Below are 13,960 nucleotides of genomic sequence, written 5' to 3' on the forward strand. Positions count from 1 at the left end.
CGCCCGCAGGACACTGAAATAGCTTCCTCGAATCCGCCCACGCACGATGGAAATGCGTTAGCATTTTCGGAGGAGTCTTCGCGCCTTCCACTACAATCAACAGGCTTTAAAAACAAATTTGGGTTTAATAGAGCCATTTTTTTTAAATGTTATCCTACTACATCTTCAAGTCTCTCAACTGAACCATTTTGCAGCAAGTACATTTTATGATAGAGCCCCTGATGTGCCAGCAGCTGCTGATGTGTACCCCGTTCTACGATCTCTCCATGATGCAGGACAATAATCTGGTCTGCATCCTGTATCGTTGACAGACGATGGGCAATCGCAATCGTTGTCCTGCCTTGGCGCATTTTTGCGAGTGCCGTCTGAATCGCCTCTTCTGTTTCTGTATCAATATTAGCCGTCGCTTCATCCAGGATAAGAATTTTCGGATTCGCTGCAATCGTCCTTGCGAAGGCAATCAGCTGCCTCTGCCCGCTTGAAAAAGTAGAACCTCGCTCCGTTACCTTATGGTCATACCCATCCTCAAGCTTCGCGATGAACGAATCAGCCTGGACGAATTCTGCAGCTTTCCTGATATGATCTTCATTCAAATCACTGTTATGCAGTTTGATATTATCCCCTACGGTTCCATAAAACAGGAATGGATCCTGGAGAACCAGCCCCATCTTTTCACGCAATTCATTTACTTGATAGCTTTTTATCGAAGAACCGTCAATCAGGATGTCCCCGCGATTGAATTCATAGAATCGCATCAGCAAATTAATGATCGAGCTTTTTCCGCTTCCAGTGTGGCCGACAAAAGCAAGGGTTTCTCCTGGATTTACGGTAAAGCTGATTTTTTTCAGAACATCACGCTTCCCATCATAAGAGAAGCTTACGTCCTTGAACTCAATTTGGCCTTCATTAATTTTCTTGGACTCTGTACCAGTTTGCGCTGGCGCTAGTTCTTGTTCATCAAGAAGTTTAAACACTCTCGATGCTGCTACGATTGCCTGCTGATACATCGACAGGCGCATCATCATATTGTTAACCGGTTCAAAGAAACGGTCAAGGTAATTGATGAACGCATACAGGACACCAATTTCAATCGGGCTGTTAAAGGATGTAATTCCGAAAAAGCTCAGTACGATGATAAGTGCGAATACATATACAAGGTCCACAGCCGGTCTTAGGAGAAGTCCGTCTGCCTTGATATTTTTCATGCCTGCTTCAAAGTGCTTATCATTAATATCGCCAAACTCATTCCTCAGCCTTTCTTCTTGGCGGAACATCTGGATAATCGCCATTCCCTGTAATGATTCGCTTAATTTAGCGTTCAGCTGGCTTAAGCGTTCCCTCATATCCTGGTAAAACTTTGAACTAAGCTTTCTGTACATGCTCATAATGAACACGATCAGGGGTAAAATCAGCATAGTAAATAAAGCAAGCTTTACGTTAAGAATGAACATCGCCACAAAGATCCCTGCTAATAAAAAACCACTTTGGATAAAGGTTGCGATGACACTGACAAACATGTCCTTAATCGCTTCTGTATCATTTGTTACTCTTGAAACAAGCGATCCTGCAGGTGTTTTGTCAAAGTACTTCAATCCTAACTGCTGTACCTTTGTAAAAACATCAATCCGCATTTGCTGGATGATTTTAAGGGCAATCTCCTGGAATTTCAGAAGCTGGAAATATGAAACTAAAACATTCAGCACTTGAATCCCCATATAAGCGGTTCCAAGCATAAGAAGGGGTTTGAAGGGCAAATAGCTTTCCCTTAAGTAATCATCAATAAAAATCTTTACAAGTATTGGACCTAACACATCTCCAACTGTCGCAAGAAGCAAGAAGCCAAAGGCGATAAAAATCATTTTTAAATGTGGCTTTGCATAAGCAAGAAGCCTGAACAGTACAAATCGCTGCTCTTTTGCGTTTAATACAGGTGTTTTTTCCATATTGTCACCCTCCCTGCTCGACAAGCTCTTCAAGCTGCTGCCTTACATACATATCCCTATACCAGCCGTCCTGTTCCATCAGCTGATCGTGCGTACCACGTTCAGCGATTCCACCTTCATCAAGGACAATGATTAAATCGGCATGGTGAATTGCACTTAAGCGGTGGGCTGTGATGATCGTTGTCTTATCTTTTCTATTTTCTTTTAAGGCGGATAAAATTTGTTCCTCTGTTTTAGCGTCAACAGCCGATAACGAATCATCCAATATCAGGATCTCGGGATTCATCACTAGAGCTCTTGCTATGGAAATCCGCTGCTTTTGCCCTCCGGAAAGCGAAACTCCCCGCTCTCCTACAACCGTTTCATATCCATCGGTAAATTCGAGGATATCATCATGGATATTTGCGATTTCCGCTGCAGCAAAGATTCCTTCCTTGTTAACTGCAGGGTTTGCAAAGGCAATATTCTCTTGTACAGTCGCTGAGAAAAGAAAATGGTCTTGAGGAACATATCCGATTGCCTCTCTTAATTTTTCCATTTTATAATCCTGGATGTTCCGGCCACCAATGCTTATTTTCCCATTACTCAGATCAAATTCGCGAATCAGCAATTTAAGCAAAGTGGTTTTACCTGCTCCCGTCTTCCCAACGATTCCGAGTGTTTGACCTTTGCCAAGTCCAAAAACAATATCCCTTAAAATGGGCTCCTGATCATTTGGGTAGGTAAATGAATGAATATTGTAGTCGATCCTGCCTTCCGGGACTACGTCGAGTGAATCTGGTTTGTCCTGAATCTCGATTTTTTCATCAAGAAGCGCTGATACCCTGTCATAGGAAGCGCGGCCCCTTTCGACAATATTGAAGAACCAGCCAAATGCGAGCATCGGCCAGATCAGCAATCCTAAATAAGACGTGAATGCCACAAGCTGTCCGATCGTCAATTCACCATTTATAACAAATCTTGATCCAAAAGCAATCGATAAAAAAAAGGAAATCCCCACAATGATTGAAATCGTCGGGTCGAAAAGAGAATCCACCTTCGCCACCGCGATATTCTTATTAACCACATCTTCAGATTGTTTACGAAAGTCCTCTATGTCTTCCTTTTCCTGCCCAAAGGTCTTGATGACCTTGATTCCTGTAATACTTTCCTGCGTTTTATCATTTAAATCTGAGAAGGCTTCCTGTGCCTTATGGAACCGCTGATGAAGCATTGTTCCGTACCAGCTCGTAAGTATCGCCATTAGCGGCATTGGAATCAGTGCAATCAATGTCAACTTCCAGCTGATCGTAGCCGCCATCGCGATGATGACAAATCCGCCTGTTGCCAGCGAGTCTACAAAGGTAAGCACCCCTGCACCTGCGGTCTGCTGGATTGCAGATAAATCGTTTGTCGCGTGGGCCATTAAATCTCCGGTTCTTCTTTTCTGGTAAAACGACTGCGACATGCTCGTAAAGTGAGCATATAGACGGTTCCTAAGTAAACGAGATAATTTTACCGCCGACCCAAAAATCATGATTCGCCAGTAATAACGCAGTGTATACATTGCCAGCCCTGAAACAGCAAGCACAAATATCCATTTGCCAAGTGTGCCTGCAGTCAGTGTCCCATTTGTAATTTCATCGACAACAATCCCAATGATTCTTGGCGGCACAAGCTGCAGCAGCGCGACAAACAATAACAGGAATATACCTGTTAAATAGGCTTTCTTCTCCGCCTTGAAATACCACATTAAATCCTTGAATACGCTCATATGTATTTCCCCCAAACCCCTCAAATGCTTAAATAGTTTAACAAATATTTGTAAAATGGGGAAGATTTTTATAATTTTTAAAGTGGGTTATTTTATATCACTCAACTTATGTAAAAATAATATTTGCACTTGATCGTTGATACACATTACTCGAATATCCATACAAAGAAGCTCCCAGATAAACCGGGAGCTTCAGTCTATTATTGTAGTGCTTGCTTTAAATCCTCAATTAAGTCTTCAACATCTTCGATTCCTACAGAAATACGGATTAATCCGTCAGTAATTCCTAACTCAGCACGTCTTTCTGCCGGAATGGATGCATGCGTCATTTTCGCAGGGACAGAAATCAAGCTTTCGACTGCTCCAAGGCTTTCAGCCAGCGTAAAGTATTTTACTTTTCTTAGAACTTCTGCCGCTTTTTCTGCGCTGCCTACGTCAAAGCTTACCATACCGCCAAATCCTCCAGCTTGCTCTTTTGCAATTGCATGCTGAGGATGCGTTTCAAGACCTGGATAGTAGATTTTCTTCACCCCATCATGGGCTGAGAGGAACTCTACGATTTTCTTTGTGCTGGCTTCATGAGCTTCCATACGCAAGCCGAGGGTCTTAATCCCTCTAACTAAAAGCCACGAATCCTGCGGGCCTAATATTCCACCCGTTGAGTTTTGGACAAAGTGCAATTCATCAGCAAGCTTCTCATCATTCACAACTACGAGTCCAGCCACAACATCACTATGTCCTCCAAGATATTTCGTTGCAGAATGAAGTACGATATCTGCACCCAATGTAATTGGAGTCTGCCAGTATGGGGTGCTGAAAGTATTGTCAACAATCGTTAATAGGTCGTGTTCCTTCGCCAGCTGGGCAGATGCTTTAATGTCAGTTACTTTTAAAAGCGGATTGGTAGGTGTCTCGATATATAAAGCTTTCGTATTAGGTTTGATCGCTGATTTTACTGCTTCAAGGTCAGTGGTATCCACAAAAGTGGATTGAATCCCAATGCGGTTTAAAACCTTATTCATCACACGATAGGTTCCGCCATACACATCATCAGTCAAAATGATATGATCACCAGAACTGAACAGCATCATTACTGCTGTAATTGCGGCCATCCCGGATCCAAAAGCGAATCCCCTCTTCCCTTCTTCCAGGTCCTTGATCAATTCTTCCAGGGCAAAACGGGTAGGATTCCCGGTCCTGGAGTACTCGTAGCCCTTATGCACACCAACTTCATCTTGTTTATACGTACTTACTTGATATATAGGAAATGAAACGGCTCCAGTCGTTTTGTCTCCTGGTATTCCACCGTGAATCAATTTTGTTTTTCGTTTCATTTAAATGCCCCCTTCGTAGATTTTCTTACTTAAATAACGATCGCTTCCATCAGGGAAGATCGTTACAATTTTTGAGCCTGGCGGGGCATTCTCTGCTTCCATCATTGCAGCGTGAAGAGCAGCTCCGGAAGAACTGCCAGCAAGGATTCCCTCTTTACTCGCCAATTCCTTTACACGTTCAAATGCATCTCGATCTAAAATGGTCTGAATTCCATCAAAATAAGCAGGATCCATAAAATCAGGAAGAAATTCCATGCCAATTCCTTCCGTTTTATGAGGGCCGGAAACACCGCCATTGATAATGGATCCTTCAGGTTCAACGATTACGGTCTTGATCATCGGATTCTTTTCTTTTAAAAATCGAGCGGTACCCATAAAGGTTCCACCAGACCCAGCTCCTGCTATAAAAATATCAATTTCACCATTTAGTTCTTTCCAAATCTCTGGTCCTAAAGTTTTGTAGTATGTTTCAGGATTTGCAGGATTAGAAAATTGTGAAGGAGAATAAGAGTCAGGGATATTTTCAAGCAATTGGTTTGTTTTACGGATTGCCCCTTCGATTCCTTCAGCAGTGGGAGTATGAACAATCTCGGCCCCTAAAGCTTTCATGATTTCCTGCTTTTCGATACTGAATTTTTCAGGAACCACAAAAACCACATGAATGTCCCTGTTAATTGCAGCTAAAGCAAGTCCAATCCCTGTATTGCCAGCTGTCGGCTCGATGATGGTTCCACCTGCTTTTAACTTCCCGGACTTAAATGCCTCTTCAATCAATTCCTGTCCCAGGCGGTCTTTGATACTGCCCCCCGGGTTCAGGTATTCAAGCTTTGCAAATAAACGGACATTGTTTGGCAGTTGAAATTGAGTTAGCTCAAGCATCGGTGTCTGTCCTATCATTTCATGAATACTGCGGTACACGGTCATTTCCAAAGACTCTCCTTATTCAGCAAACACCTGGCGCCATTCATCCTTCTTCGCCAGCATCTTAGCCGCAATTTCTTTCGCGCCTTCAAGGCTGTGACTTGCTGCCCAGCCGCACTGGATTTCGTTGCAGGCCGGAACTTCATCAGCTTCAAGGACATCCTTCAGTGTTTTTTCTATGACTACAAGAATATCATCGTAGTCATCATGGTTGATGACAGCTAAATAAAACCCAGTCTGGCATCCCATTGGACTGATATCTACTACAGTGTCATGATGATTGCGGATGTTCTCAGCCATAAGATGTTCAAGGGAATGAAGACCCGGCATTTCCATATGTTCTTTGTTCGGCTGGCAGAAGCGAATATCGTATTTCTTGATAACATCCCCATTAGCGCCTTGAGTTGTGCCTGCGAGACGAACATAAGGTGCTGCTACTTTTGTATGATCGAGATTGAAGCTTTCTACATTCATTTTTTTAACCATTATACTTCAGCTCCTCTAACATTAATAAAATTAATACTGCAGAATTTTTTGCGGCAGTTTCCAAAAACTGATCAAATGATATATTTGAATCTTTTCCGGCAATATCGGATAGTGACCTGATAATGACAAAAGGTATCTCAAACTGATAGGCAACCTGGGCGATCGCTGCCGCTTCCATTTCGGCAGCATATAAATCAGGCAGCTTTGACCTTATAAACTCTACTCGTTCAGGATCATTCATAAAGGAATCACCGGATGCGATCAACCCTTCAGCAACCTGGATACCATTTATTTTTTCTGCACTTTTCACAGCCACGCTGACAAGCCTTTGATCCGGCGAGTAGCAGGCAGGCATTCTTGGAACCTGACCATATTCATAGCCAAAAATGGTGACATCCACATCATGATGGCGCACTTCTGTTGAGATGACGACATCCCCAACATTCAAATCCCTGTGGAAGCCGCCAGCCGAGCCTGTATTGATGATGACATCTGGCTGGAACTTTTCAATCAATAAGGCTGTACCTAATGCTGCGTTCACTTTCCCTATTCCTGATTTAAGGAGGACAACTTCCAAGCTATCAATCTTGCCCTGATAAAACTCTGATCCTGCAAGACTCGTATCCTTCCGATCGGTAAGCTTGCTCCGCAATAATTCAACTTCTTCATCCATTGCTCCGATAATTCCAACTCTCATAGGTCACCTCTCCAATCAATATTTATTACGGTTTTCTTTTATGGCCTCCATCAGCCAGACGTAGGAATTTAATTTTTCAAACCTGACCTGGAATCCATTCTTTTTGAAAAGTTCATCAAGTACATCAAGCGTTGTGTAGTACTCTCTCTGAAGATCCTCCAACAAGTTGCTATAACCTTGTTTTTTTACAATTCGGTAACGCTCTTGACGATCCTCTTCATTGATGAATGCTGTATCAGCAAAAACCACCTTGCCATTTTCGGGCAGCAGCTTACTGTAAATGGCCAGTGCTGAGTCCTTTTCATCATCCGTTAGATGGTGAAATGCATAAGTGCTTACAATCGAGTCAATGTTCCCTGGTAAATCCGGAAAATCTAAAAAATCGCCATCAAACAACTCCAACTGCATAAATCGAGCTTTTGACATATCCCTCATTACCTTCGATGGCTCAATTCCATATACTTCTCTTCCAGCAGCAATCAGTTTCTCAGTCAGATTACCAGTTCCCACTCCAAATTCCACTACTGTTCCTTTGGATTTTAATGCCACCGTTTCTAATATATTATCATAACTTTCAAATACTTCTTTATATTCCTCGTCCTGACCAGAAACAGTTTGTTCATAATAGTTAGCCCAATCATCAAATAAAGGAATAAACTCTCTGCCCATAGTATTCACTCCGCTTTTTTAATTTATATAATTCCTATAAGTATAGTATGAATTAAAACTTTATAGGTCACATAGTAGCATATAAATAATTCGAAATCAATTATCGCCTGTTTTGTTATACAGAAAAATTTTCATTTATGGTTAGATAGAAGCTGCAAAAAAAATCAGAAGAAATTCACGTATTCGGTAGTGTATACTAACTATATACAACAATCTCAGGGGGAAAAGATGGCGAAAAAAATTCTGGTTGCAGAAGATGAACTAAGAATAGGAAATTTATTAAAGATGTACTTGGAACGGGAATCCTTTCAAGTTGAATTAGTGGCAAACGGAGATCATGCGCTGGAAAAAGCCTCTTATGAACCATTTGATTTAATCATTTTAGACATTTTAATGCCTGGCAAGGATGGATTCACCATTCTCGAAGAAATTAGGAAAAACATAACAACACCTGTTATCATGCTTTCAGCAAAAGGGGAAGAGAATGATTTAAGACGAGGACAAGAATTAGGCGCGAACGAATATATTTTAAAGCCCTTCAGTCCGCGAGAAGTCATTTCTAAAATTAAGATGCTATTACATGTGTAAAAGAAGAGGCATTGAACATCTGCAATGCCTCTCTACTGCTTTTCCAACCTAAAAATAAGCTAAAGACTTATCGATAATAGGAACATGCTTTTTGTGTCTGCTCTTAAAAAACTGAGGGTTTTTTTAGCACTTTAAATGAAGGCTGTTTTTTCTCATCTCCAAGATAAAAAATGATAAATGGTCTGTTGAGAGAGCTTTCAAAATTAACTCCTCATTGTATCCGTTCACTTTTAATTTCTTCATAATCGCATCGATTCTCTCTTTCCTTTTCCTCCTTAGGTTTGATTCTAATTGGATTTCGAGCGGAACAACAGGTACTGTAAATGTACCAAAGTCTACATTTTTAGAATGCCCCCAAATATATTTCCCACCTTCCCATATTCCGTCACCATCTAAGGAATCTGGTATCCCAGCAGATTGGGATATGTTGACTACCTCAACTTCCATGCCCTCGATCATCCATCTGCCTTTAGTCCAGGTAAAACCTGATGGAAACGTTTCAGTATAGGCAGGTTCCTCTATCGAAGAAAACCAATTTGATCGATCAGCTTCTTCACACTTTGTTCGAAGAGAATATTGTTCGAGTAACAGCGCGAATTGTTTTACTCCTTCTTGATTTTTTACATAAAGGTCTATATCACCAGGGGTCATTTCGCACCCTTGCAAAACAGAGGCAATTGAGCCTACTAGAATCCATTCAATTTCAACATCTGACTTTGAATAAATTTCGCAAATTTTAGTTAATGCTATTTGCCAGTCTGACATAATCCACCTCACTTATACATTTTACTTGCCAATATGATCTGTTATTTCACCCTTTCGGATTTCGTGAATTTCACCGAAGAAATCTACCCTGCCTCCCGCAATCACAATTCCACTTCCATCAGCACAAGTAAAAATGCTGCCTTCCTGATTCAATGAATAATCAAGTAATTCCTGCGACTTTGACCTATGAATGTCCCAATGTGGCATGAATTCTAAATCCACCAGCTTTAAACCATTAAATTCTTTTAATTGAATCTCGTTCTCGTCTATGAATTCTGCTATTTTTATTGAGTTTGACATCAAAATCGCTCCTGCACTGACACCAATCATAAGCATACCTTTTTCCGCGAGTGCTTTAAAAAGAAAGTCGAGCTTTCTTTCCTTAAGCTTTTTCATAAAATAAAAAGTGTTCCCGCCAGAGAGGTATATTCCATCACACGTTGTTAATGGGACAACTGTGGATACATCAAACTCCTGATCGATATCAAAATATAGAAAATCTTGAATACCCAGTGATAAGAAAAAATCTTTTGCCGCATTAAAGTATTTTCTTTCCTTATCCGTCTGAGACGGTATGTATGCAAGTTTAAAAGGTTTATTACCAATTAACTCTTTAATTTTATTAATTAAAGCATCATTACTCTTGCTCAAGTCACTTAGCATTACAAGACTAGCCATAGTACTGATTCACCTTCCTTCTAATTTTCCAATATGAATATTCGACAGTATTCAAGCTGTACCCTTTTTTGTAAGACCAGAATGGCAAATTTGTTTTCTTCATTTTACATTGAGACACTTTTTCACATAGCTGATATGATTTTTCTTCTCCTTGGTGCTTCAAGGGAGTACTTTTACCCTTAGTCTGAGATGACCTGTGCTCTATAGCGTTCATACATCTATTTACATCTCGGCTGAAAACTTGCTACTATAGGAAAGAGCCTGGGGATTCCCCAGGCTCTGCATTTTTTGCAATCATTTATGTCACTTCATTCTGCTTGACCATATTACAAACGGAATGAGCACTAATGATAGAATCCCGCCTGCAAGCGAGAGGAATCCATAGCTTGAATGAGCAACAACGACCCCTGAAAGCATGCCTCCTGTTGCACCGGATAGCGCAACCATGACATCAATAGTTCCTTGCATCTTGGCACGGTTGGCAGGATTTGTAGCATCCACAAGCAATGCAGTCCCGCTGATCAGCCCAAAGTTCCAGCCAAGCCCAAGCAGAATAAGAGCAATCGTCAGCAGGAGCATTGACTCACCTGGTGCGAAAGCTGCAAGTACGCCAGAAGCTAATAAAGTTACACCAGAAGCCACTGCCATCACCGTTCTGCCAATTTTATCAACGAGAATACCAGTCAATAAAGACGGAAGATACATCGCTCCTATATGAAATCCAATGATCATTCCCACTGCACTCAATCCATGACCATGATGTCCCATATGCACAGGAGTCATTGTCATGATTGCCACCATGACCAGTTGAGTTAGTACCATAACAAGAGCGGCAACAGCAATTCCACGCCTGTCTGTAGAGTATGTTTCTGGCTGTATCCCAGTGCTGCCTTCAACCGCTTTTCTTTCTGCTATAGCAATTGCCCTGGCAACTACGAACGGATCTGGACGAAGGAAAAATAATAACACCAATCCTGCAATCATATAGGCAGCAGCTGCCAAAATGAATGGTCCCGATAAAGCTGGCACCCCAATGGAAAGTGCAAATTCGCCCATGGCTTCAACAAGGTTCGGCCCTGCCACTGCTCCGAAGGTAGTTGATACCATAGCGATACTTACTGCCGTGGCCCGCTGTTTTGCATTCGCTAAATCAGTTCCTGCATATCTCGCCTGCAAATTTGTCGCACTTCCGGCACCATAAATCAGCAAGGAAGCAAAAAGCATGTAAATATTGTTTGTCACAGCTGAAAGGATGACCCCAATCGCACCAATTCCACCTGCCAAAAAACCAGTTGCCAAGCCCGCTCGCCTGCCTAAACGCTGGGATATTCGACCAACAATAAGGGCTGCCCCAGCTGAACCTAATGTGAACAGCGCAGTCGGCAATCCCGCAACACTATCCGTTCCGAGCATATCTTTTGCAAGCAATGCTCCCACGGTGATTCCAGCAGCTAGTCCAGCACCGCCAAAAATCTGGGACAGTACAACAATGATCAAAGTCCGTTTATATAATGCCCGCTGCTTTTCAGGTGACTCTACATAACTTTGCAGCCAAGCTGGCTGATCTTCTAATGCAGCGGCATCCCCACTCTTATTCACCATGTTCGATCTCCCCATTTCTGTTTCTAACAAAACAGTTATTTCTATGTTATAAAACTGATAAGAAAATAATACCACAAACCGTATTTATTGAATATGTACCAGTTTACACCTGAATATTATTTCCATAGATTTTTTCCGGAATAATTCTGTGTTCTGGTCCAATCCCATTAATCTACCTGCCCATAAGAAAAGCACCCATCCAAAGAATGAGTGCTTGTCCTCTATTATTTACCTGTCTGCTTGTTCATTGCTGACATCATTTGATTGATTTTCTTCTGGGATGGTTTCATTCCCATCTGCATCATCATCATTTTAAGCATTTGTTCATTGATTGGCGGATTTTTCTTCAAGTAGCTCTCCATGTATTTACGAGCAATGAAAAATCCTAGTGCTACACCGACAACCAATGCCAGTATACCAACTAGAATATACGTCCACATAAAAACTTCCTCCTTCATGTTGTCTAACATACAGTGTACTAAACCAACAGCTATTATACAATATCTGCAGATTTTTTTCTCTATTTATTATATATATTTTCGTTCTTTAATAGGCTTAAGCCAGCCGTATTTGTTTGCGGCAAGGTCGATCGCTAGAAATGACGTCTCACATTTGCGTAAAATCTCAAAAAATACTGTTTCAGCGTCGACTTGGCCATGTGAATGAAGCTCAAGCCACCTTTCATGGACCATCAATGTTGCAGAGGTTGAGGAATTTATATTCTCAAAAATATATTTTCCGTCCTCAACTTTAAATCCCTTTACCTTTGAAAGCTGCTGATGAAGGAGTTGATGAATGCGCAGTACCGGGATCGGTCTTGTTACAAAATCTACCTGCTTTGAAATAATTGATTTTAAATGACCGTTTGCTCGACTGTATTCCAAAAACAATTGGTAAAACATCCGTTCTCTTCCGAAATAATGGGAGGCAAATTCATCTTCTATTAAATATAGCTGGTAGGATCTCATATGATCCCCTCCTCTGCAGACAAGCTTTTGTCTTAATTATAGAAAAACATTCTATCTGCGTTTGTCTAAAGATGCCGTAAAAATCCACTAATTATGTCGAATTCAAAAATTTCTTACAATTAATTATAAATTCATAAAAATTTCTTGTCACGGAAAAAGAATTAATTTCATGAGTTTGGCAAATTTTTCTGTCAAAAAGGCATACTTCGGTGTAATCGGGGGAATATATCAATGTTATTCAAGAAGAGAAAGGATGAAAAAGATGGCTACAGTTTTATACATTACAGCTAATCCTAAACCGGTTGAGGAAGCATTCAGCTTATCTGTTGGAGAGGAATTTATTAACGCCTACCGTGATAACAATCCGAATGATGAAGTAGTAAGACTGGATCTTTACAAAATCAATGTACCTTACATAGATACAGATGTATTTAGCGGTTGGGGTAAATTGCAGCAAGGAACAGCATTTGATGAATTAAGCCCAGATGAAAAGCAAAAAGTGAGCTCAATTAATCAACTGACAGATCAATTCGTAGCTGCAGATAAATATGTTTTCGTAACTCCGATGTGGAATTTGAGCTTCCCTCCAAAATTGAAGTCCTATATCGATAACATCGCGATTGCTGGCAAGACGTTCAAATATACTGCGGAAGGACCTGTGGGTTTATTGACAGATAAAAAAGCTCTGCACATCCAGGCGAGAGGCGGAGTATATTCCGAAGGACCTGCAAAATCGCTGGAATTTGGCGACAGCTACTTACGTGCAATCCTTGGCTTCATGGGAGTCCCTGAAATTGAAACAATCGCAGTTGAAGGTATGGCAGCAACTCCAGATCAATCAGCAGATATTAAGCAAAAAGCAATTGATCGCGCAAAGGAATTCGCAAGACAATTTTAATCCACCAAAAAAGCCTGGAATCTCCAGGCTTTTTGTTTTTCATTTATTAACTCCATCCAGCTGGATATCCTTGCGATGATCAAAACTGAAAACAGTTCCTTCTTTTTTTGCCTGCTCCTCATTTACCTGCTGATTCACCTGGCCAACTGCACCTTCTAATGGAATATCTTTACCATATTCAAACATCCATTACACCTCCTGCTTATTAGTATGGGTATTTGTTACTAATATATTTCCATTAATAATACTTTTTTCCTGCTAACTTTCGAACTTTATTTACATAAAGCAAATTCAAACGAGGAAATACTTATTAAAGTATATGCTTCGCTATTTTGGCTAATTAATAAAAACAAAAAAACGACAGATCTCTGTCGTTTTAAAGGTTATGGATTCTTATCGCAATTGCAAAGCCTTTTCGCAGCTATACATTTTTTAAAAATACCTTTATAAAATTAATCGCAATAAAAATAAATGTCCTATTTCGAGCCCTATGTAAGCTAGCAAAATTCCGCCTGCATAACTAGCTGCGTTGTAAATGAAAAAATCCTTTTTTCTTTTTTCTACATGGAGTTGAATTCCTTCAAGTTTAAAGGTTGAGAAAGTTGTAAATGCTCCCATAAAGCCAGTGCCCATTAATAAGAAAGCAGAGCCCCCAATC

16 protein-coding genes are annotated in these 13,960 nt (G+C 40.8%); 2 read left to right on the forward strand and 14 right to left on the reverse strand.

Going from position 1 to position 13,960, the window contains the following annotated elements:
• Positions 1-149: 149 nt before the first annotated feature.
• From V7201_RS14175 to V7201_RS14205, 7 genes are all read right to left on the reverse strand, one after another.
• The gene (locus tag V7201_RS14175) at positions 150-1,943 is read right to left on the reverse strand and encodes an ABC transporter ATP-binding protein (RefSeq protein ID WP_335377396.1); all 1,794 of its coding nucleotides are present in this window, start codon (positions 1,941-1,943) and stop codon (positions 150-152) included.
• 4 nt (positions 1,944-1,947) lie between these two features.
• Positions 1,948-3,696, reverse strand: a complete 1,749-nt coding sequence (locus V7201_RS14180; RefSeq protein ID WP_335377397.1) for an ABC transporter transmembrane domain-containing protein — start codon at positions 3,694-3,696, stop codon at positions 1,948-1,950.
• Positions 3,697-3,896: 200 nt separating this feature from the next.
• Positions 3,897-5,030 carry a bifunctional cystathionine gamma-lyase/homocysteine desulfhydrase gene (locus V7201_RS14185; protein WP_335377398.1) on the reverse strand — a complete coding sequence of 378 codons (1,134 nt, stop codon included), beginning with the start codon at positions 5,028-5,030 and terminating at the stop codon, positions 3,897-3,899.
• Positions 5,031-5,954, reverse strand: a complete 924-nt coding sequence (locus V7201_RS14190; RefSeq protein WP_335377399.1) for a PLP-dependent cysteine synthase family protein — start codon at positions 5,952-5,954, stop codon at positions 5,031-5,033. It lies immediately after the preceding gene.
• A gap of 15 nt (positions 5,955-5,969) precedes the next feature.
• A complete protein-coding gene (locus V7201_RS14195) occupies positions 5,970-6,437 on the reverse strand; it encodes an S-ribosylhomocysteine lyase (protein ID WP_335377400.1) in 468 nt (155 codons plus the stop codon).
• Positions 6,430-7,134: a 5'-methylthioadenosine/S-adenosylhomocysteine nucleosidase gene (gene mtnN / locus V7201_RS14200; RefSeq protein ID WP_335377401.1), complete on the reverse strand. Its 705-nt coding sequence runs from the start codon at positions 7,132-7,134 to the stop codon at positions 6,430-6,432. Before mtnN ends, V7201_RS14195 begins: the two co-directional genes overlap by 8 nt.
• Positions 7,135-7,149: 15 nt before the next feature.
• Positions 7,150-7,803 carry a class I SAM-dependent DNA methyltransferase gene (locus tag V7201_RS14205; RefSeq protein ID WP_335377402.1) on the reverse strand — a complete coding sequence of 218 codons (654 nt, stop codon included), beginning with the start codon at positions 7,801-7,803 and terminating at the stop codon, positions 7,150-7,152.
• Between the two features lie 228 nt (positions 7,804-8,031).
• Between V7201_RS14205 and V7201_RS14210 the strand changes: the two genes are divergently transcribed.
• On the forward strand, positions 8,032-8,391 hold the full coding sequence (locus V7201_RS14210) for a response regulator transcription factor (protein WP_335377403.1): 360 nt from the start codon (positions 8,032-8,034) through the stop codon (positions 8,389-8,391).
• 123 nt (positions 8,392-8,514) lie between these two features.
• On the opposite strand, the gene V7201_RS14215 is transcribed toward V7201_RS14210, so the two are convergent.
• The 5 genes from V7201_RS14215 to sirA form a co-directional block, all read right to left on the reverse strand.
• Entirely contained in the window at positions 8,515-9,156 is a 642-nt protein-coding gene (locus V7201_RS14215) for a hypothetical protein (RefSeq protein ID WP_335377404.1), read from the reverse strand.
• A 21-nt stretch (positions 9,157-9,177) separates the two neighbouring features.
• Complete coding sequence (locus V7201_RS14220; RefSeq protein WP_335377405.1) at positions 9,178-9,834, reverse strand: Type 1 glutamine amidotransferase-like domain-containing protein; 657 nt, start codon at positions 9,832-9,834, stop codon at positions 9,178-9,180.
• A 303-nt stretch (positions 9,835-10,137) separates the two neighbouring features.
• Positions 10,138-11,436, reverse strand: a complete 1,299-nt coding sequence (locus tag V7201_RS14225; protein ID WP_335377406.1) for an MFS transporter — start codon at positions 11,434-11,436, stop codon at positions 10,138-10,140.
• Positions 11,437-11,660: 224 nt separating this feature from the next.
• On the reverse strand, positions 11,661-11,876 hold the full coding sequence (locus tag V7201_RS14230) for a YneF family protein (RefSeq protein ID WP_207498145.1): 216 nt from the start codon (positions 11,874-11,876) through the stop codon (positions 11,661-11,663).
• Positions 11,877-11,963: 87 nt separating this feature from the next.
• A complete protein-coding gene (gene sirA / locus V7201_RS14235; protein WP_335377407.1) occupies positions 11,964-12,404 on the reverse strand; it encodes a sporulation inhibitor of replication protein SirA in 441 nt (146 codons plus the stop codon).
• A gap of 262 nt (positions 12,405-12,666) precedes the next feature.
• Between sirA and V7201_RS14240 the strand changes: the two genes are divergently transcribed.
• Positions 12,667-13,302 carry an FMN-dependent NADH-azoreductase gene (locus V7201_RS14240; RefSeq protein WP_335377408.1) on the forward strand — a complete coding sequence of 212 codons (636 nt, stop codon included), beginning with the start codon at positions 12,667-12,669 and terminating at the stop codon, positions 13,300-13,302.
• A gap of 39 nt (positions 13,303-13,341) precedes the next feature.
• Here the strand turns inward: V7201_RS14240 and V7201_RS14245 are convergent, their stop codons facing one another.
• Entirely contained in the window at positions 13,342-13,488 is a 147-nt protein-coding gene (locus tag V7201_RS14245; RefSeq protein ID WP_335377409.1) for a hypothetical protein, read from the reverse strand.
• 258 nt (positions 13,489-13,746) lie between these two features.
• On the reverse strand, positions 13,747-13,960 hold a 214-nt coding region (locus V7201_RS14250), incomplete at its 5' end, for a CrcB family protein (RefSeq protein ID WP_335377410.1).

Source organism: Bacillus sp. JJ1122, from assembly GCF_036964885.1.
In the GTDB taxonomy this organism is placed as follows: Bacteria; Bacillota; Bacilli; order Bacillales; family Cytobacillaceae; genus Mesobacillus.